Genomic DNA, 19,075 nt, shown 5'->3' with positions numbered 1-19,075 from the left:
ATAATTCAAGTAAAAAATATAAAATATTTAAGATAATAATATTCAATTATTGTGGAAAGATAAAAATAATAATAAAAATATATGACAAAAAGAGGTGGAAAAATGATTAATGTAAGAACTGATTTAGCAGTAGAAGCTAGGGAAATATATAAAAATGTTCATAAAAAGGAAGTAGATGGAGTAGTTATAGAAGAAAATGAAAGGGATAATATTAAAATTACAAAAGTTGATGTAACAACAAAAGATGGAGCTATAAAAATAGGAAAACCTATAGGAACATACATAACTATTGATATACCAGAATTTACTCATTATGATGGAGAAATTATGGATGAGGTATCTAAAGTTCTTTCAGATTCTTTAAAAGATTTAGTAAAAATAAATAAAGATAATACAGCTTTAGTAGTAGGTCTTGGTAACTGGAACATTACTCCTGATGCTTTAGGTCCTAAGGTAGTAGATAAAATAATGATTACAAGGCATTTAAAGGCTATAATGCCAGATTCAATAGATGATTCTATAAGACCTGTTTGTGCTTTAGCTCCAGGAGTTTTAGGTATAACAGGAATTGAAACCGGTGAAATTATAAAATCTATAGCAGATAAAATAAATCCTAACTTAATTATTTGTATAGATGCTTTAGCTTCTAGAAAGTTAGAAAGAGTAAATAAAACAATACAAATAAGTAATACTGGGATTTCTCCAGGGGCAGGTATTGGAAATAACAGAATGGAGATAAATGAAGAAAATTTAGGTATTCCGGTTATAGCTATAGGAGTTCCTACGGTAGTAGAAGCTTCAACAATAGTTAATGATGCTATGGATTTAGTTTTAGATGAAATGATATCTGAAGCTACAAAAGGTGGCGAATTTTATAATATGTTAAAATCAATAGATAAAAATGAAAAAAGTCATATGATAAAAAGTCTTTTAAATCCATATGTAGGAGATCTAATGGTCACTCCAAAAGAAGTCGATATTGTAATAGACTCTGTATCTAAGATTATCTCTAATGGGCTTAATATGGCACTGCAACCTGAATTAGATATGGAGGATATAAATAAATTTATGGGTTAATATTTATAATCTATTTTAATTGCAAAGAGCAAAACTCTTAAAATCAAGGCACTTTGCAATTAATTTAGTTTTATAAATAAATTAAATATTATAAAAATAATAGTTATATTACTTTGATATTTATTTAATTTTATAGTTAATTACTAATTTAATAGATTAATCTTAAAATAAAGGATTAGTTTTTAAATTTAATAATATATGATTTATAAAAAGCCAATAAAAATATGATTAACATATTAATTAAAAGGTCCTCATATAAATAGATGTATGGGGAGGGATGAAAATGATGTATAATCACACAAAAGGTAAGAAAAACTTTAACTCTAGAATAATCATTTTACTCATATTATCCATTTTGGCAGTAATAATTATATTTTTAAATAGTTTAAAGTTTCTAGAGAGTTTAGGGACAAGCGCTACAGGTATATATCAAAAATTAATAAATAATGCTTTTCCTATAACATATATAGCTAATAATAAGATGGAATTAGATCATTCTGGAGACATTTTAGATGTTGTTTTAGATAAGATTAATATAAAGTTATTTAATCCGTTTTCTATAGTAGGTTTTGAAGTACCTTATTTTAATATGGATAAGGTTAGGGTAGATAGTAAGGAGAATTTTTCTATATTAGATTCTTTTTCTTTAAATGAGGGGAGTGTTGTTAAATTAAATCCAGAAGAATTAGAGGAAAAGAAAAATCAAGAAACTTCTTCTGTTTTTAATCCAAATTTAAAAAAACCATTAAATAATAGTAGACCGGAAGTTCTTTTATATCATACTCATACTACAGAAGCTTATGCGCCATCTCCTAAAAATGATAATAATGATGAAGCTTATAATGTAGTAGGAGTTGGAAATGAACTTGTTAAAGAACTTGAAAAGTATGGAATATCAGTTATCCATGATAAAACGTTACATTCATTGAATTATGATTTATGTTATAATGAGTCAGGAAAAACTGTTCAAAAATATTTGAATGAGTATGGTAATTTTAAAATGATAATAGATCTTCATAGAGATGCAGGACCATCTAAGGAAAATATAACTACAAATATAAATGGAGAAAATTTAGCTAAAATAATGCTTGTAAATTCTAGAAATAGTAAGTATTATAGTCAAAATGCTGCATTAGCAGATAAAATGAACAAATTAGCTACAGAACTTTTCCCAGGATTATTTAAAGGAATTAGAACAGTAAATAGAGGAATAAAAGCATATAATCAAGGGTTAAATCCAAATGCCACTTTAATAGAAGTAGGTGCAAATACTAGTAAGGCTAAGGAAGCTCAAAATTCAGCTAAATATATAGCTAGAATTATTGCAGAAATTATTAATGGACAAAAATAAATGAATAAAAATATAAATAAATGAACATCCTTATAGATATAAAATCTAGGGGGTGTTTTTTTGTGAAAAAAATAAAAATTGTTATGATTATGATAATTTTTTTTATAATTGTTTCAGTGGGATTTATAAAAGTAAATATGTCAAATACAACTTTTTATAATTATAATAAAGATAAGATAAATAGTGAGGAATTTAAAGAACTTATTAAAGAATTTGACGGGGCATTAGAAGAGCAGTTTTCAGATAATTCTATAATTAAAATTTATTATAATGAAGAAGAAAATTTGATTGCAGATTTAGGTAAATATGAAATGATAATTTTAAATAAAGAAAATTGGTTAGATAAATTTTTAAAGAAAAGTAAGATGTTTTTTAATGAATTACTAAGTAAAATAACAAAAAATGTAGAAAATTAATCTTAGTTTAATTAAATAAGCTTTTTATTGACATATAGCCGGTAGTTTATGATATAATTTATCAAGATTGATTAACATGGGGGTGAAGACTGTTCTTAGATAATTATTACTAAGAATAGATAGATATATGGAAAGTAATAGACAAAAACATATAAGAAATTTTTCAATAGTAGCACATATAGACCATGGTAAATCAACTCTTGCAGACAGATTGCTAGAAGCTACAGGAACCTTAACTAAAAGGGAAATGGAAGAGCAGGTTCTTGATAATATGGAGCTTGAAAAGGAAAGAGGAATCACAATAAAATCTCAAGCTGCAAGATTGATTTATAGAAGAGACAATGGTGAGGAATATATACTAAATTTAATAGATACTCCAGGACACGTAGATTTTACTTATGAGGTTTCAAGAAGTCTTGCAGCCTGTGATGGAGCTGTTTTAGTAGTAGATGCAACTCAAGGAATTCAAGCTCAAACTTTAGCTAACTGTTATCTTGCAATAGATAATGACTTAGAGGTTGTACCTGTTATAAATAAAATAGATTTAGCAAGTGCAAGACCGGATGAAGTTAAAGAAGAAATAGAAGATGTTATAGGAATAGAAGCGGAAGATGCACCTTTAATATCTGCAAAGTCTGGACTAAATATAAAAGATGTTTTAGAGGCGGTAGTAGAGAAGATTCCAGCACCAAATGGAGATGAAGAAGCACCTCTTAAGGCTTTAATATTTGATTCTTATTATGATAGCTATAAGGGTGTTGTTTCTTATGTAAGAATTAGAGATGGTAAAGTTAAGCCAGGAACAAAAATTAAGTTAATGGCTACTAATAAAGTTTATGAAGTAATAGAGGTAGGAGTATTTACTCCAGCTATGATGCCAGTTTCTGAATTAATAGCTGGAGATGTTGGATATATAACTGCATCTATTAAAAATGTAAGAGATGCCAGAGTAGGAGATACTATTACAGAAGCAAGTAGACCTACAAAAGAAGCTCTTCCAGGATATAAGCCAGCAGTTCCTATGGTTTATTCAGGAATTTATCCAGTAGATGGAGCTAAATATCAAGAATTAAAGGAAGCATTAGAAAAATTACAAATAAATGATGCAGCTTTAAATTTTGAACCAGAAACATCAGTAGCCTTAGGTTTTGGATTTAGATGTGGATTTTTAGGATTACTTCATATGGAAATAATTCAAGAAAGAATAGAGAGAGAATTTAACTTAGATATTATAACAACAGCCCCATCAGTTATTTATAAAGTAATAAAAACTGATGGAGAGCTTATAGAACTTACAAATCCTACAAACCTACCTCCAATGACAGAAATTAATTATATGGAGGAGCCAATAGTTAAAGCTGCAATAATATCACCAACAGACTATGTAGGCCCTATTATGGAGCTTTGCCAAGAGAGAAGAGGAAAGTTCCTTGATATGCAATATATAGAGCAGACAAGAGTTGTTATAAACTATGAAATTCCTTTAAATGAAATAGTTTATGATTTCTTTGATGCTTTAAAGTCAAGAACTAAAGGATATGCATCTCTTGATTATGAAATGAAGGGATATGAAAGATCTGAACTTGTTAAGCTTGATATTCTTTTAAATGGAGATGTTGTAGATGCACTTTCAATGATAGTACCAAATGAAAGAGCTTATACTAAAGGAAGAGGAATTGCAGAAAAATTAAAAGAAATAATTCCAAGACAATTATTTGAAATTCCAATTCAAGCAGCAGTAGGTTCAAAAATTATAGCTAGAGAAACAGTAAAAGCTATGAGAAAAGACGTACTTGCAAAATGTTATGGTGGAGATATATCAAGAAAGAAGAAACTTCTTGAAAAGCAAAAAGAAGGAAAGAAGAGAATGAGACAGGTAGGTTCTGTTGAAGTTCCGCAAGAAGCATTTATGTCAGTACTAAAGGTTGAGTAATTTAATATAAAAGTTTAAAATCTAAAAAAGAAAATTAAAGGTATAAAATAGTGTTTTCACCGTTTTATACCTTTTTGTATAGGTAGAATTAATTATAGAAGGAGATTTTTTTATGAAAAATATAGCTCTTTATATACATATTCCTTTTTGTAAGCAAAAATGCAGATATTGTGATTTTCCATCCTTTGCAGGTAAGGAAAATTTTAGAAGGGATTATATAGATGCTTTAGTTAAGGAAATATTAAAAAAAGCTAAAGATTATTTAATAACTACTATTTTTATTGGTGGAGGTACTCCAAGTTATTTAAATGATGAAGAACTAGAATACTTGTTATCAAATATAAAGAAATTAAATGTAGACAATGATTATGAATTTACAGTGGAATGCAATCCAGGAACCTTAAACTATAAAAAGCTAAAAATTATGAAAGATAATGGAGTAAATAGATTAAGCATAGGTCTACAAAGTTCTAAAGATTCATTTTTAAAATCATTAGGAAGAATTCATACCTTTGAAGAGTTTAAGGAAAATTTAGAGGTGGCAAGAAAAGTTGGATTTAACAATATAAATGTAGATTTGATGTTTGGACTTCCTAATCAAACATTAGAAATATGGATAGAAACTTTAAAGGAAATAATAAGTTTAAATTTAGATCATATATCTGCATATAGTTTAATTATAGAAGAAGGGACACAATTTTATAAATTATATGAGGATGGTAAATTAAATCTTCCTTCTGAAGAAGAAGAAAGAATGATGTATGAAGAGGGATTAAAAGTTTTAAAAGATGCAGGATACAATCAATATGAAATATCTAATTTCTCTAAAGAAAATAAAGAGTGTAAACATAATTTAGTTTATTGGAATTTAGATGAATATTTAGGTTGTGGAGTTTCAGCTTCATCTTATATAAACAATAAAAGATATAAAAATATAGATAGTATAGATGAATATATTAAAAAAATAAATTTAGAGGAAAGTATATTAGAAAATATCAAAGAAAACTCTATAGAAGATGATATGGAAGAGTTTGTTTTTATGGGATTAAGAAAAATAAAGGGAATAAAAAAAGAAGATTTTTATAAAAGATTTAATAAAGATATTCATACTGTTTATGAAAAAATTATATTAAAGCACATAAAAAATGGATTGTTAGTAGAAGATCAGGATTATATTTCATTAACTTCAAAGGGTATAGAACTTTCAAACTATGTTATGAGTGACTTTATCTTGATTTAAAGGTATGTTTTTTTAATTAAAATAATAAATACAATAATCATTTTTAGAAAAAATAATATTTTTATAATTATTTAATGATTGGATAAAAAAATTTATTTTATAGAGTATAATAGATACAAGATACTTTTGGTATTTTTAACTTTTCTAAAATTTAATTATTACATATAGTAAATATAATATAAAAATAAATTAAATTTATATAAAAGATTAATTATGTATAATAATTTTATTTTAGAAACTTTATAAAGGAGAGAGAATTATGGAAAAAGAACCTAAGTGGATATTTTGGGCTAAAAAACTTCAATCTATAGCTCAAGCAGGCCTAGAGTATTCAAAAGATAAATATGATTTAGAAAGATTTGAGGAAATAAGGGATATATCTTTAGATATAATGAGTTTTTATACAGATATAAGTAAGGAGAAGATAAAAGATTTATTCGGAAATGAAAAAGGATATCAAACGCCTAAGGTAGATGTAAGAGCATCTATAATTAAGGATGATAAAATACTTTTAGTTAAAGAAAAAATAGATGGCAAATGGTCCTTACCTGGTGGATGGGCAGAAGTTTATTTATCTCCTAGTGAAAATGCCATAAAAGAAGCCTTTGAAGAAGCTGGAGTAAAGGCTAGAGCAGAAAATTTAATTGCTGTATTAGATAGAAATAAAAGAAATCCAGGAGAGTGTCCTTATGGAATATATAAGATTTTTATACAGTGTAAATATATAGATGGTGATTTTAATAACAATATAGAAACCTCAGAAAGTAGATTTTACCCATTAAATGAATTACCTCCATTATCTCTTGGAAGAAATACAAAAGAACAAATAGAAATGTGTTTTAATGCAAAAAACAACAAAAATTATATTCCTATTTTTGACTAAAAACACTAATAAAAATTTAAATAAATTAATTACTAAAATTAATAAATAAATTGTAAAAAGAGTTTTAAATTTAACCTAATATATTTTTGTATAAATTTAAAAACTATGAAATTAAGATTTTAATTTCATAGTTTTTTTATTTTGTAAAATAATTTAAGGTTTTAAGAATTATATTAGATTACTTTATGATATTAATATAACCTTAGTTAAAGTAAAACCCTTATAATTAATTTATTTTAATAAAGTTAATTGTATCTTGTTATTCTGTTATATAATGTAATAATAAATTAATAGTGTTCTCTAAAGCTTTAATATGAGTTCTTTCATAATGATGAGTACCATCAACTCCAGGTCCAATACAGGCGAAGTTTACATCTAATCCTCTTGCAATAGCTTGAGAAGAATCTGAACTATAAAAATTAAATACATCAACATTAAAATCTATGTTGTTATTTTCACAAATATCTATTAGTTTATTTCTAAAATCATAATCATAAACAGTTCTTTTATCTTTAGCGGCAATTGTAACTCCGAATTCAGTGGAAGTTTGTCCTTCGCCAACTGGGCCTATATCTATAGCAAGAAGTTCTTCGGTTTTTGGTGGAACATAAGATACTCCATGGCCTTGCTCTTCAAAATTGCTTATTATAAAGTTTGTGGTATATTTAGGTTTTAAGTTATTTTCATTCATTATATTTAAAACTTCTAAAATCATAGCAATAGCAGACTTATTATCTAAATATCTTGATTTTATAAATCCACTTTCTGTAACTTCAAATCTTGGGTCCATAGAAATGAAATCACCTACATTTATGCCTAACTTTAAAACATCTTCTTTAGAACAGACTATCTCATCTAATCTAAGAATCATATTGAATTCATCTTTTTTTTGAGATACAACATCAACACCATAAATATGAGTTGCTCTGTGTTTTGGAACTATTGAACCTCTATAAGTTTTATTTTTTCTTGTAATTATAGTACAGTTTTCCCCTTCTAAAGAGTTATAAGCCCCTCCACCTATTTTATGAAATCTAATAGTTCCATCTTTATTTATTTCTTTTATTATGCCACCTAGGGTGTCAATATGTGCAGATATGCTTATTTCCTTATTAGAAAAATTCCCTTCAATTGTTCCTATTAGAGCCCCTTTTTTTGTAAAATATGTTTTTAATCCTAATTTTTTAAAATCTTTTTCAAGTTCAATAGAGGCATTTTTAGTATATCCTCCTGGACTTGGAATATCTAAATATTTTTTTAAGTTTTTTAAAGTATTTTCAATATTTATATACATGTATACTTCCCCCCAATGAAAAACTATATAAAAATTATACCATAAATACCAAAAATATATTGTTGTAATAATTAAAGAATTTTTGGGTAATATATAAAAGAAATTTTTATAAATATATTAAAGCAAATAGATAACTATGATTTATATAAAAGTAAAAATTATTTAAAGATAATATTTTATATAAAATATTATCTTTAAAAGTGTTATGTTTAAAGGGAATAAACCAAACTATATAGATATCTAAAGAAAAACAAAGAAAATATAAGATAATTAGAAAAGTATTTCATAAATTACCCTATTTTAATGATAAATTCATCTAAATATAATTGACAAAAAAATATAGAAATAATATATTAAAAGCGTAGTCATTAGCACTCGATATTAATGAGTGCTAACAAAAGAGGTGATATTAGTGATAGATGATAGAAAAATAAAAATTCTTCAGTCCATAATTAATGACTATATAATAACTGGAGAGCCAATCGGTTCAAGAACTATCGCTAAAAAATATGACTTAGGAATTAGTTCAGCTACTATTAGGAATGAGATGGCTGATTTAGAGGAAATGGGATACTTAGAACAACCTCATACATCAGCAGGAAGAATTCCTTCAAGTAGAGGCTACAGACTATATGTTGATAAACTGATGGAAAAAAAAGAGCTTAGCTTAGATGAAGAACTTTTTATAAAAAGCTCTATAATAGATGCAGCTTTATATGAAGTAGATAAAATAGTTAGGCAAGCAACTTCTCTTCTTTCAGAATTAACTAAGTTAACTTGTGTTGTTAAAGTACCTTCAGTTAGAAAAAGCTCTATAAAATCTATACAACTTATTAAAGTTGATGAGGTTAATTTATTATGTGTAATAATAACAGATACAGGAATAATAAAAAATTCTTTATTAAGATTAAAGGGAAGTCCTAGTGTAGATGTTATTGAAAAGATTAATTCAATTCTAAATTATAGACTAAAAGATTTAACTATAGAGCAAATTAATTTAGAAATTATAAATAAAATAAAAATGGATTTAGCTGGACATGAGGATATATTTAATTCAATTATACCAGCACTTTATGAAACACTTAATGACAGTGATGCCTCTGATATATTTATGGAAGGAACAACTAATATATTTAATTATCCTGAGTATAATGACATTGAGAAGGCAAAGGAAATATTATCTCTATTAAACAATAAAGAGTATGTTTCAAAGCTTATAAAAAGCGATAATAATATAACTATAAGAATTGGAGATGAAAATTTTTTGCCAGAGGCAAGAGACTGTAGCGTAATCTCTGCAATATATTCATTAGGTGATAGGCCATTAGGAACAATTGGTTTAATAGGTCCTAGGAGAATTAATTATTCAAAAGTTATATCTATAATGTCAGAAGTTATAAAAGAGCTGAATGAATCTTTGTCTAATCAAAGTTTAAGATAGTAATATAAGAGAGATGAGGTGTATTTTATACCATGACTAAAAAAAATAAAGAGTTTGACGAACTGAAAAAAGAAGATCTTCAAGCAGAAAATGAAGAAGAAGTAAAAGAAGAAGTAAAAGAAGAAGTAAAAGATAAAGTAACTGAAGATAATAAAGAGTCTAAAGTAGAAGAAACAGAAGATTGTGATTCTAAGCTACATAAATTAGAAGAGCAAATCTTTAAATTAAAAGATGAAAATAATAAACTTTCAAATGAATTAGATACTATGAAAGAAAGAGCAGTAAGTTTAGCTGCTGAATATGAAAATTTTAGAAAAAGAACTAAAAAAGAAAAAGAATGTATATATATAGATGCATGTGAAGACATTTTAAAAGAGATGTTTCCAGTATTAGATAATTTAGAAAGAGCTGTATCTGTAGATGGATCAGTAGAAGATCTTAAAAAGGGAATTGAAATGACAATAAGACAATTCCAATCAGCCTTTAAAAAATTAGGTGTAGAGGAAATAGATGCAAATGGAGAATTTGATCCAAACTTTCATCAGGCAGTAATGCATATCCAAGATGAAAATTTAGATAAAAATTCTGTAGCAGAAGTTTTTCAAAAAGGCTATAAAAAAGGTGATAAAGTCTTAAGATATACAATGGTTAAGGTAGCTAACTAATTAGAATATTTATTTATATATATTATAGATATATAAGGAGGAAAATATTATGGGAAAAGTAATAGGAATTGATTTAGGTACAACAAATTCATGTGTAGCAGTTATGGAAGGTGGAGAACCGGTAGTAATACCTAATGCTGAAGGTTCAAGAACAACTCCATCAGTTGTTTCATTTCAAGCAAATGGAGAGAGATTAGTAGGTCAAGTAGCTAAAAGACAAGCGATAACTAATCCAGACAAAACAATAATTTCAATAAAAAGACATATGGGAACTGATTATAAAGTTGATATAGATGGAAAGAATTATACACCACAAGAAATATCAGCAATGATACTTCAAAAATTAAAAGCAGATGCTGAAGGCTATTTAGGAGAAACAGTAACTCAAGCTGTTATAACTGTACCAGCTTACTTTAATGATAGCCAAAGACAAGCAACTAAAGATGCTGGTAGAATAGCTGGACTTGAAGTTTTAAGAATTATAAACGAACCAACAGCAGCAGCTCTTGCTTATGGATTAGATAAAATGGATACAAACCAAAAGATTTTAGTATATGACCTAGGTGGTGGTACTTTCGATGTATCAATACTAGAGTTAGGTGATGGAGTATTCGAAGTTAAGGCAACTAACGGAGATACAAAACTTGGTGGAGATGACTTTGATAATAAGATTATAGACTATATTGCAGAAGATTTTGCAAAAAATAATGGTGGACTAGATTTAAGAAAAGATAAAATGGCTCTTCAAAGATTAAAAGAAGCAGCTGAAAAAGCTAAAATAGAATTATCATCATCAACTCAAACAATAATCAACTTACCATTTATCACAGCAGATGCAACAGGTCCAAAACATATAGAAATGACATTAACAAGAGCTAAATTTAATGAAATTACTCATGATTTAGTTCAAAGAACAATAGAACCTATCAAAAAAGCATTAAGTGATTCTGGATTATCAATAAATGATATAGATAAGATATTATTAGTTGGTGGTTCAACAAGAATACCAGCAGTTCAAGAAGCAGTTAAAAACTTCACTGGAAAAGAACCTTCAAAGGGAGTTAACCCAGATGAATGTGTTGCAATAGGTGCTGCTATACAAGCAGGAGTTTTAACTGGAGATGTTAAGGATGTATTATTATTAGATGTTACTCCATTAACATTAGGTATAGAGACTTTAGGAGGAATTGCAACTCCATTAATAGAAAGAAATACAACAATACCAACAAGAAAGAGCCAAATCTTCTCAACAGCAGCAGATGGTCAAACATCAGTTGAAATTCACGTAGTTCAAGGTGAAAGACAAATGGCTGCAGATGATAAGACATTAGGAAGATTTACTTTATCAGGTATAGCTCCAGCTCCAAGAGGAATTCCTCAAATAGAAGTTACATTTGATATAGATGCTAATGGTATAGTTAAAGTTTCAGCAACAGATAAGGGAACTGGTAAGGAAGCTAACATTACAATAACAGCTTCAACTAACCTTTCAGATGATGAAATAGATAAGGCTGTTAAGGAAGCTGAAAGATTTGCAGAAGAAGATAAAAAGAGAAAAGAAAGTATAGAAGTTAAAAATAATGCAGATCAAATATGCTATCAAACAGAAAAAACTTTAAAGGATCTTGGAGATAAGGTTTCTGCTGAAGATAAATCTAAGATAGAAGCTAAATTAGAAGAATTAAAGAAAGTTAAAGATGGAGAGGACCTTGAAGCTATAAAGAAAGCAACTGAAGAATTAAATCAAGAATTCTATGCAGTTTCTTCAAAGATATATCAAGCTCAAGGTGGAGAAGCAGGAGCACAAGGATTTGACCCAAATAATATGGGAGCAAATGCAGGAGCTCAAGATGCACCTAAGGATGATAACGTAGTTGATGCAGATTTTAAGGTTGATGATAACAAATAATCTTGTAACAAAGACTAAATTTCTTATATAATATAACAGGGGAAGGCAAACTCGTCTTCCCTTTTCTAAAGTAATTAAATAGGTGGTGAAATTGTGGCTAACAAAGATTTTTATGAAGTATTAGGTGTAGAAAAAGGTGCTAGCGATGAAGAAATAAAAAAAGCCTTTAGGAAATTAGCTATAAAGTACCATCCAGACAAAAATAAGGGAGACAAAGAAGCTGAAGAAAGATTTAAAGAAATCAATGAAGCATATCAAGTACTAAGTGATCCTCAAAAGAGAGAGCAGTATGATAGATTTGGTAGTACAGATTTTGGTGCTGGTGGAGCTGGTGCAGGAGCTGGATTTGGTGGATTTGACTTCTCAGATATGGGTGGATTTGGAGACATATTTGGAGATATATTTGGAGGAGGCTTTGGCTTTGGTGGAAGTAGTAGTAGTTCTAGAAAAAATGGTCCACAACGTGGAGCTGATATAGAATATACTATAAACTTAACCTTTGAAGAAGCAGTTTTTGGTGTAGATAAGGAAATATCTATAACTAGAAATGAAACTTGTGAGACTTGTCATGGAACTGGTGCAAAACAAGGAACTTCTCCTGTAACATGTTCTAAATGTCATGGAACTGGTCAAATAAGAACTCAAAAACAAACTCCATTTGGAGCATTTATATCAACAACAACCTGTGATAAATGTGGTGGAAAAGGAACTATTATAGAAGAACCATGTACAACTTGTAAGGGTAAGGGATATGTAAGAAAGAATAGAAAAATATCTATTAAAATTCCAGCAGGTGTTGATACCGGTAATGTTATGCCTTTAAGAGGACAAGGAGAACATGGTGTTAATGGAGGCTCTCCAGGAGATTTATATATAAGAATTAATGTAGCACCATCAAGGGTATTTAAAAGAAAAGGTAATGATATCTATATAGATACCCATATAAATATGGCTAAAGCAGCTTTAGGAACAGAGATAAAAGTTCCTTCCGTAGATGGTGATGTAAAAATTACTGTACCTAAGGGAACTCAATCAGGTACATTATTAAGATTAAAAGGAAAAGGAGTTCCTAGAGTAAACTCAAGTAGCAGAGGAGATCAATATGTTAATGTAATAGTTGATATTCCTAAGAGTTTAAATAAAGAACAAGAAGAAGCTTTAAAAATGTTCTTAAAAGCTTCAGGAGAAGCTGTAGGAGAACAAGATGAAGGTTTCTTTTCAAAATTTAAACATAAGAAAAAATAAAAGGTGTTAAAAATAACATAATAAGAAATTTAAAACCTATCTTTAATAATTTAATTAATTATTAAAGATAGGTTTTTTTATATAAAATTAAAAAAGTATTGCAAAACGTTTACAAACAGTGTAATATAAATTTATAGAATTTAGTAAAACGGTTTAGTAAAACGATTAATTTATTTAAGGATGTGATTTTTTATGAATAAAATATCCGTAATTGGAAGTTTAAATATGGATACAGTTTTAAAAGTAAATGAAATAGTAAAGGTAGGAGAAACTATAACATCTAATTCTATGGAAAAGTTTCCAGGTGGAAAGGGAGCTAATCAAGCAGTGGCAGCAAAAAGATCTGGTGCTGAAGTTTATATGATTGGTAAAGTTGGACAAGATGGAGATGGAGATTTATTAGTTAAAGGTTTAGAAAAAGATAAAATTAATACAAAGTTTATGTATAGAGATGAAAAAGCACCAACAGGAACAGCTATTATAATGGTTGAAAATTCAGGAGATAACTCAATTGTTATAGTACCAGGTGCAAATTTTCAAATTAAAAAGGAAGAAATAAAAAAAGCAAACGAAGCTATACAAAATAGTGATATAGTAATAACTCAATTTGAAACACCAGAAGAAATTGCTATAGAATCTTTTAAAATAGCCAAAGAACTTAGAAAAGTTACAATTTTAAATCCAGCACCAGCAAAAAAGGTTAATGATGAATTACTTAAATATACAGACATAATAATTCCAAATGAAACTGAAGCTGAAACTTTAACTGGAATAAAAGTTTGTGATTTAGAATCTGCAAAGAAAGCAGCAGAAAAATTTATGGAAAAGGGAATAAAGTGGGTGATTATTACTTTAGGAGAAAAAGGTGCAGCGTTAATTTCAAAGAATAATTTAAAAATAATTCCAGCATATAAGGTTAATGCTGTTGATACTACAGCAGCAGGAGATAGTTTTATAGGAGGATTAAGTTCGGTTCTTGATATAAATAACTTAAATGAAGAAACCTTATCAGAGGCTATAAAGTTTGGAAATAAAGTATCATCAATTGCAGTTTGTAGAGAAGGAGCTCAATGTTCAATACCATATTTAGAAGAAGTAATAAAATTAAGAGGTGAAAACTAATGAGAAAGACAGCATTATTAAATTCAGAAATATCATCAGTAATATCTACAATGGGGCATACAGATATGTTAGGTATAGGAGATTGTGGACTACCAATTCCTAAGGAAACAAAAAGGATAGATTTAGCTCTTATAAAAAATTTGCCTACATTTTTAGATACACTAAAAGCAGTGCTTTTAGAACTGCAAGTTGAAGAGGCTATGATTGCTGTAGAAACAAGGGAAGTATCTCCTAAAACTTTTGAAAATATAAAGGATTCATTAGGGGAAAAGGTTAAGATAACATTTATAACTCATGAAGAATTAAAAGGATTTTTAAAGGATTGTAAGGCAGTGGTAAGAACAGGTGAACAAACACCTTATGCAAATATAATTTTAAAATCAGGAGTGGTTTTTTAAAAAAAGGAGGGCTTTAAATGGGTGAGAGAACACCAATGCTAAAAATGGTAGATGTATCTAAATCATTTCCAGGAGTGAAGGCTTTAGATAAGGTTAGTTTATGTGCTTATGGTGGAGAGGTTACTGCCCTTATGGGTGAGAATGGAGCAGGTAAATCCACCCTTATGAAAATATTAAGCGGAGTTTATCATAAAGATGAAGGCGATATATTTATAGAAGGTGAAAAAGCTAACATTAGAAATATAAAAGAAGCAGAGAAATATGGAGTTACAATTATTCACCAAGAGCTTAGCGTAATTCCTAACCTTACAGTGGCAGAAAATATTTTTTTAGGAAATGAAAAATATAATAAATTCACAGGAAGAATAAATAAAAAGCTTTTACAAGATAGAAGTAAAATGTTCTTAAAACAAATAGGCTGTGATATAAATCCTAATAAATTGGTAAGAGATATAAATGTTGGTGAGATGCAAATGATAGAAATTGCAAAAGCCTTAACTAAAAATTCAAGAATAATAATAATGGATGAGCCGACAACTGCTCTTACAGATGTAGAAACTAAAAAGTTATTTGAAGTAATAGAGAGTTTAAAACAAAAAGGTATAGCTATTATTTATATATCACATAGAATGGAAGAAATTTTTAAAATATGTGATAGGGTAGAAGTTTTAAGAGATGGAAAATATGCAGGAAATGAATTAATTAAAAACTTAGATGAAGATAAATTAATAGCTATGATGGTTGGAAGAAAGATAGAAGATCAATTCCCTTATAAAGATTGTAAACCAAAGGAAATTATGATGGAAGTTTCAAAATTAAGTTTAAAGGATATTGTTAAAGATGCTTCTTTTAAAGTAAAAGCAGGAGAAATTTTAGGAATTGCAGGGCTTATGGGATCTGGGAGAACTGAACTTGCTAAAACTATATTTGGAGAATTTAAAAAGAGTTCTGGATCTATAAAAGTAGAAGGTAAAGAAGTAAACATAAAGTGTCCAAAAGATGCAATAAATAACGGTATATGTTATCTTTCAGAAGATAGAAAAAAAGAAGGTTGTGTACTTTCTATGTCAGTTGCTAGAAACATGACACTATCTAATTTAGAAAAGTATGAAAATAGTTTAAAGATGATAAATAAAAATTTAGAAAGAAAAGATGTTAGAGAATACATAGAAAAAATAAAAATAAAGACTCCAAATGGAAATCAACTTATAAAGAATCTAAGTGGAGGTAATCAACAAAAGGTTATTTTAGCTAAGTGGCTTTTATTATCTCCTAAAGTTTTAATTGTAGATGAACCTACAAGAGGAATTGACGTTGGGGCTAAAAAAGAAATTTATGAATTATTAAATGAATTAAAGTCTATGGGAAAAGCTATCATAATGATTTCATCAGATTTACCAGAGGTTCTTGGTATAAGCGATAGAATTATGGTTATGAGTGAAGGAAAAATAGCAGGAGAACTTTCAAGAGAAGAGGCAAGTCAAGAAAATATAATGAAGCTTGCTGTAAGTGTAAAGTAGGAAAGAGAGGTAATTTAAATGAAAAGTAGTACAAAGGCTAATTTATCAAAATTTAAATCACTAATAGGATTATTTATATTATGTTTTGTTATAACATTAGTTACACCAAGATTTCTAACAATTTCTAATATAACTAATGTATTTACCCAAGTATCAGTTAATGCAATAATTGCAGTAGGTATGACCTTTGTAATATTAACGGGAGGAATAGACTTATCTGTAGGTTCAATTTTAGCTTTAAGCGGAGCTTTTGCAGCATCAATTATTAAATCTACTGGAAACGTATTCTTGGCTTTTTTAGTTGCTATAGTTTTAGGAATTGTAATTGGTGGAGTTAACGGTTTATTAGTTTCAAAGGGAAAACTTCAAGCTTTTATAGTTACATTAGCAACAATGACAATATTTAGAGGAGCTACTTTAGTGTTTACAAATGGTACTCCAATATCAAAATTATCAGAAAGTTTTATGAAAATAGGAAATGGGAAAATAGGTCCAGTGCCAATACCAGTTTTAATAACAATTATAATAGTATTAATAGCTTTTTATGTATTATCTCAAACTAGATTTGGAAGATATTTATATGCCTTAGGTGGAAATGAAGATTCAGCAAGACTTTCAGGGATAAATACAGATAAAATTAAAACTTTAGTTTATGTAATTTCAGGTGTAGCAGCTGCTGTAGGAGGAGTTATAATAACAAGTAGAATAGGTTCAGCATCACCAAATGCAGGTACAGGTTTTGAACTAGATGCCATAGCAGCAGTAGTAATAGGTGGAACAAGCCTTGCTGGTGGAGAAGGAACAATAATAGGTACAGTTATAGGTGCTTTAATAATAGGAGTATTAAACAATGGATTAAATCTAATGAATGTATCACCATTTTATCAATCAATAGTAAAAGGTTTAGTAATATTAATAGCTGTTTTACTTGATAAAAAGAGCAGAAAGAACTAAAAGGGGTTGAGTGATATGAAAAGAAGAACTTTAAAGGTTCTTGCCCTAGGATTAATAGCATCAGTAAGTATAGGAGTATTTACTGGATGTTATAAAAAAAATGATGACAAAAAAATAGGTATGGTTGTTTCAACATTAAATAATCCATTCTTTGTATCAATGAAAGAAGGGGCAGAACAAAAAGCTAAAGAATTAGGATATGATTTAGTAGTACTTGATTCTCAAAATGATCCTGCAAAGGAAAGATCAAATGTTGAGGATTTAGTTCAACTAGGAGTTACAGCAGTTCTTATAAATCCAACAGATAGTGATGCTGTAGAAACAGCAGTAAAGGTTGCTAATAATAAAAATGTTCCTGTAATCACATTAGATAGACAATCTAATGGAGGAGAAGTAGCTTGCCATATAGCTTCAGATAATATAAAGGGAGGGCAAATGGCAGCAGAGTTTGCATTAGATAAATTAAAAAATAAAGATAATATATTAGTGGCAGAAATTCAGGGCATTCCAGGTGCATCTGCAACAAGAGATAGGGGAAAGGGATTTCATGATATTTTAGATGAAAAAAGTAATATAAAATTTGTTTCAAGTCAAGCAGCAGACTTTGATAGACAAAAAGGACTTCAAGTAATGGAAAATATTATACAAGCAACCCCAGAATTTGATATAGTCTTTGCTCATAATGATGAGATGGCTTTAGGTGCAGCTAAGGCTTTAAAAACAGTAAATAAAGATGTAATAATAATTGGTTTTGATGGAAATGATGATGCAAAGGAAGCTGTAGATAAGGGTGATATGACAGCAACTGTAGCACAACAACCAGATTTAATAGGCAGTTTAGGGGTTGAAGTTTCCCATAATATAAGAAGTGGTAAAAATGTTCAAAAGCAAGTAGCAGCAGATTTAAAAATATATACTAAAGACAATTAATAAGTACATAAATTCATTTTAATAAAGTTAGATTAACATAATATATTTTATTTAAAAATTGTTTTAAAAGTAGAAGAGCTATGAAATAAAGATTTTAAATCTAATTTCATAGCTTTTTGTTTTTTTATAGATAAGGAGTTAAAGGAAAGCCATATATTCTTTTGTATAAAAATATATGGTTTTAAAATTACAATGATAGTAAAATATAATATGATAAATTAGTGTCTATAAGAGATTTTATAGTGAATTATTAATTTTATTTATATTAGGAGAAGATTATGAGAAAAATAACTTTAAATGATGTGGCTGAAAAGGCAAATGTTTCTAAAACAACAGTTTCTATGGTTTTAAATAATAAACCAATAAATGTTAGTGATGAAACAAGAAAGAATATATTAGATGCAGCAAAGGAACTAAGTTATATTCCTAATACTATCGCAAGAAGTTTAAGCACTAAAAAGACCAATACTTTAGGAGTTATACTTCCAGATATAGAAAATCCATTTTTTGCAGAAATGGGTAAGGCTATAGAATGTACAGCAGAGGAGCTTGGGTATAATGTTATTTTGTGTAATTCTTACGATAAAGAGGAAAGGGAAGAAATGGTGTTAGTATAAAGTAGTGGACACATTAAGTCGAACTAAGTAAAATAATATTTAGTTAAGAAAGGATGTGTCCATTATGAGTAAGGGCAGAA

16 protein-coding genes and 1 pseudogene are annotated in these 19,075 nt (G+C 28.3%); 16 read left to right on the top strand and 1 reads right to left on the bottom strand.

Annotation, left to right across the window (positions count from 1 at the left end; genetic code table 11):
- Positions 1-102 precede the first annotated feature (102 nt).
- The 6 genes from gpr to BUA70_RS03850 all read left to right on the top strand — a co-directional run bounded on the left by gpr (position 103) and on the right by BUA70_RS03850 (position 6,900).
- The gene (gpr, locus tag BUA70_RS03875; protein ID WP_072893459.1) at positions 103-1,077 is read left to right on the top strand and encodes a GPR endopeptidase; all 975 of its coding nucleotides are present in this window, start codon (positions 103-105) and stop codon (positions 1,075-1,077) included.
- A 283-nt stretch (positions 1,078-1,360) separates the two neighbouring features.
- Positions 1,361-2,428: a stage II sporulation protein P gene (locus BUA70_RS03870; RefSeq protein WP_159429636.1), complete on the top strand. Its 1,068-nt coding sequence runs from the start codon at positions 1,361-1,363 to the stop codon at positions 2,426-2,428.
- A gap of 62 nt (positions 2,429-2,490) precedes the next feature.
- Positions 2,491-2,844: a hypothetical protein gene (locus BUA70_RS03865; protein WP_072893456.1), complete on the top strand. Its 354-nt coding sequence runs from the start codon at positions 2,491-2,493 to the stop codon at positions 2,842-2,844.
- 127 nt (positions 2,845-2,971) lie between these two features.
- Positions 2,972-4,777, top strand: a complete 1,806-nt coding sequence (lepA, locus tag BUA70_RS03860; RefSeq protein WP_072893453.1) for a translation elongation factor 4 — start codon at positions 2,972-2,974, stop codon at positions 4,775-4,777.
- Positions 4,778-4,889: 112 nt separating this feature from the next.
- Positions 4,890-6,017 carry a radical SAM family heme chaperone HemW gene (hemW, locus tag BUA70_RS03855; protein ID WP_072893449.1) on the top strand — a complete coding sequence of 376 codons (1,128 nt, stop codon included), beginning with the start codon at positions 4,890-4,892 and terminating at the stop codon, positions 6,015-6,017.
- A gap of 259 nt (positions 6,018-6,276) precedes the next feature.
- On the top strand, positions 6,277-6,900 hold the full coding sequence (locus BUA70_RS03850; RefSeq protein ID WP_072893446.1) for an NUDIX hydrolase N-terminal domain-containing protein: 624 nt from the start codon (positions 6,277-6,279) through the stop codon (positions 6,898-6,900).
- Between the two features lie 259 nt (positions 6,901-7,159).
- Here the strand turns inward: BUA70_RS03850 and BUA70_RS03845 are convergent, their stop codons facing one another.
- Complete coding sequence (locus BUA70_RS03845; RefSeq protein ID WP_072893444.1) at positions 7,160-8,194, bottom strand: M42 family metallopeptidase; 1,035 nt, start codon at positions 8,192-8,194, stop codon at positions 7,160-7,162.
- 412 nt (positions 8,195-8,606) lie between these two features.
- On the opposite strand from BUA70_RS03845, the gene hrcA reads away from it, so the two are divergent.
- The 10 genes and pseudogenes from hrcA to BUA70_RS03795 form a co-directional block, all read left to right on the top strand.
- The gene (gene hrcA / locus BUA70_RS03840; RefSeq protein WP_072893442.1) at positions 8,607-9,635 is read left to right on the top strand and encodes a heat-inducible transcriptional repressor HrcA; all 1,029 of its coding nucleotides are present in this window, start codon (positions 8,607-8,609) and stop codon (positions 9,633-9,635) included.
- 32 nt (positions 9,636-9,667) lie between these two features.
- Positions 9,668-10,300 carry a nucleotide exchange factor GrpE gene (gene grpE / locus BUA70_RS03835; protein WP_072893440.1) on the top strand — a complete coding sequence of 211 codons (633 nt, stop codon included), beginning with the start codon at positions 9,668-9,670 and terminating at the stop codon, positions 10,298-10,300.
- A gap of 49 nt (positions 10,301-10,349) precedes the next feature.
- On the top strand, positions 10,350-12,209 hold the full coding sequence (gene dnaK / locus BUA70_RS03830) for a molecular chaperone DnaK (RefSeq protein WP_072893438.1): 1,860 nt from the start codon (positions 10,350-10,352) through the stop codon (positions 12,207-12,209).
- Between the two features lie 93 nt (positions 12,210-12,302).
- Positions 12,303-13,454: a molecular chaperone DnaJ gene (gene dnaJ, locus BUA70_RS03825; RefSeq protein WP_072893436.1), complete on the top strand. Its 1,152-nt coding sequence runs from the start codon at positions 12,303-12,305 to the stop codon at positions 13,452-13,454.
- A 192-nt stretch (positions 13,455-13,646) separates the two neighbouring features.
- The gene (gene rbsK, locus BUA70_RS03820; protein WP_072893434.1) at positions 13,647-14,576 is read left to right on the top strand and encodes a ribokinase; all 930 of its coding nucleotides are present in this window, start codon (positions 13,647-13,649) and stop codon (positions 14,574-14,576) included.
- Positions 14,576-14,974, top strand: coding sequence for a D-ribose pyranase (gene rbsD, locus BUA70_RS03815; RefSeq protein WP_072893431.1), 399 nt, complete (start codon positions 14,576-14,578; stop codon positions 14,972-14,974). The genes rbsK and rbsD overlap by 1 nt, the downstream gene beginning before the upstream one ends.
- A gap of 17 nt (positions 14,975-14,991) precedes the next feature.
- Complete coding sequence (locus BUA70_RS03810; RefSeq protein WP_072893429.1) at positions 14,992-16,494, top strand: sugar ABC transporter ATP-binding protein; 1,503 nt, start codon at positions 14,992-14,994, stop codon at positions 16,492-16,494.
- A gap of 18 nt (positions 16,495-16,512) precedes the next feature.
- Entirely contained in the window at positions 16,513-17,448 is a 936-nt protein-coding gene (locus BUA70_RS03805; RefSeq protein WP_072893426.1) for an ABC transporter permease subunit, read from the top strand.
- Positions 17,449-17,463: 15 nt separating this feature from the next.
- Positions 17,464-18,378: a ribose ABC transporter substrate-binding protein RbsB gene (rbsB, locus tag BUA70_RS03800; RefSeq protein ID WP_072893423.1), complete on the top strand. Its 915-nt coding sequence runs from the start codon at positions 17,464-17,466 to the stop codon at positions 18,376-18,378.
- Positions 18,379-18,656: 278 nt separating this feature from the next.
- A pseudogene (locus tag BUA70_RS03795) lies at positions 18,657-18,980 on the top strand (LacI family DNA-binding transcriptional regulator); the annotation flags it as partial.
- Positions 18,981-19,075 lie beyond the last annotated feature (95 nt).

The organism is Clostridium fallax, from assembly GCF_900129365.1.
Taxonomy (GTDB): domain Bacteria; phylum Bacillota; class Clostridia; order Clostridiales; family Clostridiaceae; genus Clostridium_AH; species Clostridium_AH fallax.
The sequence above is the reverse complement of the archived record's forward strand: the minus strand, read 5'-3'. Positions and strand labels throughout refer to the sequence as shown.

What these genes read in the sequence shown, in the direction of transcription:
- gpr (WP_072893459.1), top strand. Translation starts at nt 103, where the DNA reads ATGATTAATGTAAGAACTGATTTAGCAGTAGAAGCTAGGGAAATATAT.
- BUA70_RS03870 (WP_159429636.1), top strand. Translation starts at nt 1,361, where the DNA reads ATGATGTATAATCACACAAAAGGTAAGAAAAACTTTAACTCTAGAATA.
- lepA (WP_072893453.1), top strand. Translation starts at nt 2,972, where the DNA reads ATGGAAAGTAATAGACAAAAACATATAAGAAATTTTTCAATAGTAGCA.
- hemW (WP_072893449.1), top strand. Translation starts at nt 4,890, where the DNA reads ATGAAAAATATAGCTCTTTATATACATATTCCTTTTTGTAAGCAAAAA.
- BUA70_RS03850 (WP_072893446.1), top strand. Translation starts at nt 6,277, where the DNA reads ATGGAAAAAGAACCTAAGTGGATATTTTGGGCTAAAAAACTTCAATCT.
- BUA70_RS03845 (WP_072893444.1), bottom strand. Translation starts at nt 8,194, where the DNA reads ATGTATATAAATATTGAAAATACTTTAAAAAACTTAAAAAAATATTTA.
- grpE (WP_072893440.1), top strand. Translation starts at nt 9,668, where the DNA reads ATGACTAAAAAAAATAAAGAGTTTGACGAACTGAAAAAAGAAGATCTT.
- dnaK (WP_072893438.1), top strand. Translation starts at nt 10,350, where the DNA reads ATGGGAAAAGTAATAGGAATTGATTTAGGTACAACAAATTCATGTGTA.
- rbsK (WP_072893434.1), top strand. Translation starts at nt 13,647, where the DNA reads ATGAATAAAATATCCGTAATTGGAAGTTTAAATATGGATACAGTTTTA.
- rbsD (WP_072893431.1), top strand. Translation starts at nt 14,576, where the DNA reads ATGAGAAAGACAGCATTATTAAATTCAGAAATATCATCAGTAATATCT.
- BUA70_RS03810 (WP_072893429.1), top strand. Translation starts at nt 14,992, where the DNA reads ATGGGTGAGAGAACACCAATGCTAAAAATGGTAGATGTATCTAAATCA.
- BUA70_RS03805 (WP_072893426.1), top strand. Translation starts at nt 16,513, where the DNA reads ATGAAAAGTAGTACAAAGGCTAATTTATCAAAATTTAAATCACTAATA.
- rbsB (WP_072893423.1), top strand. Translation starts at nt 17,464, where the DNA reads ATGAAAAGAAGAACTTTAAAGGTTCTTGCCCTAGGATTAATAGCATCA.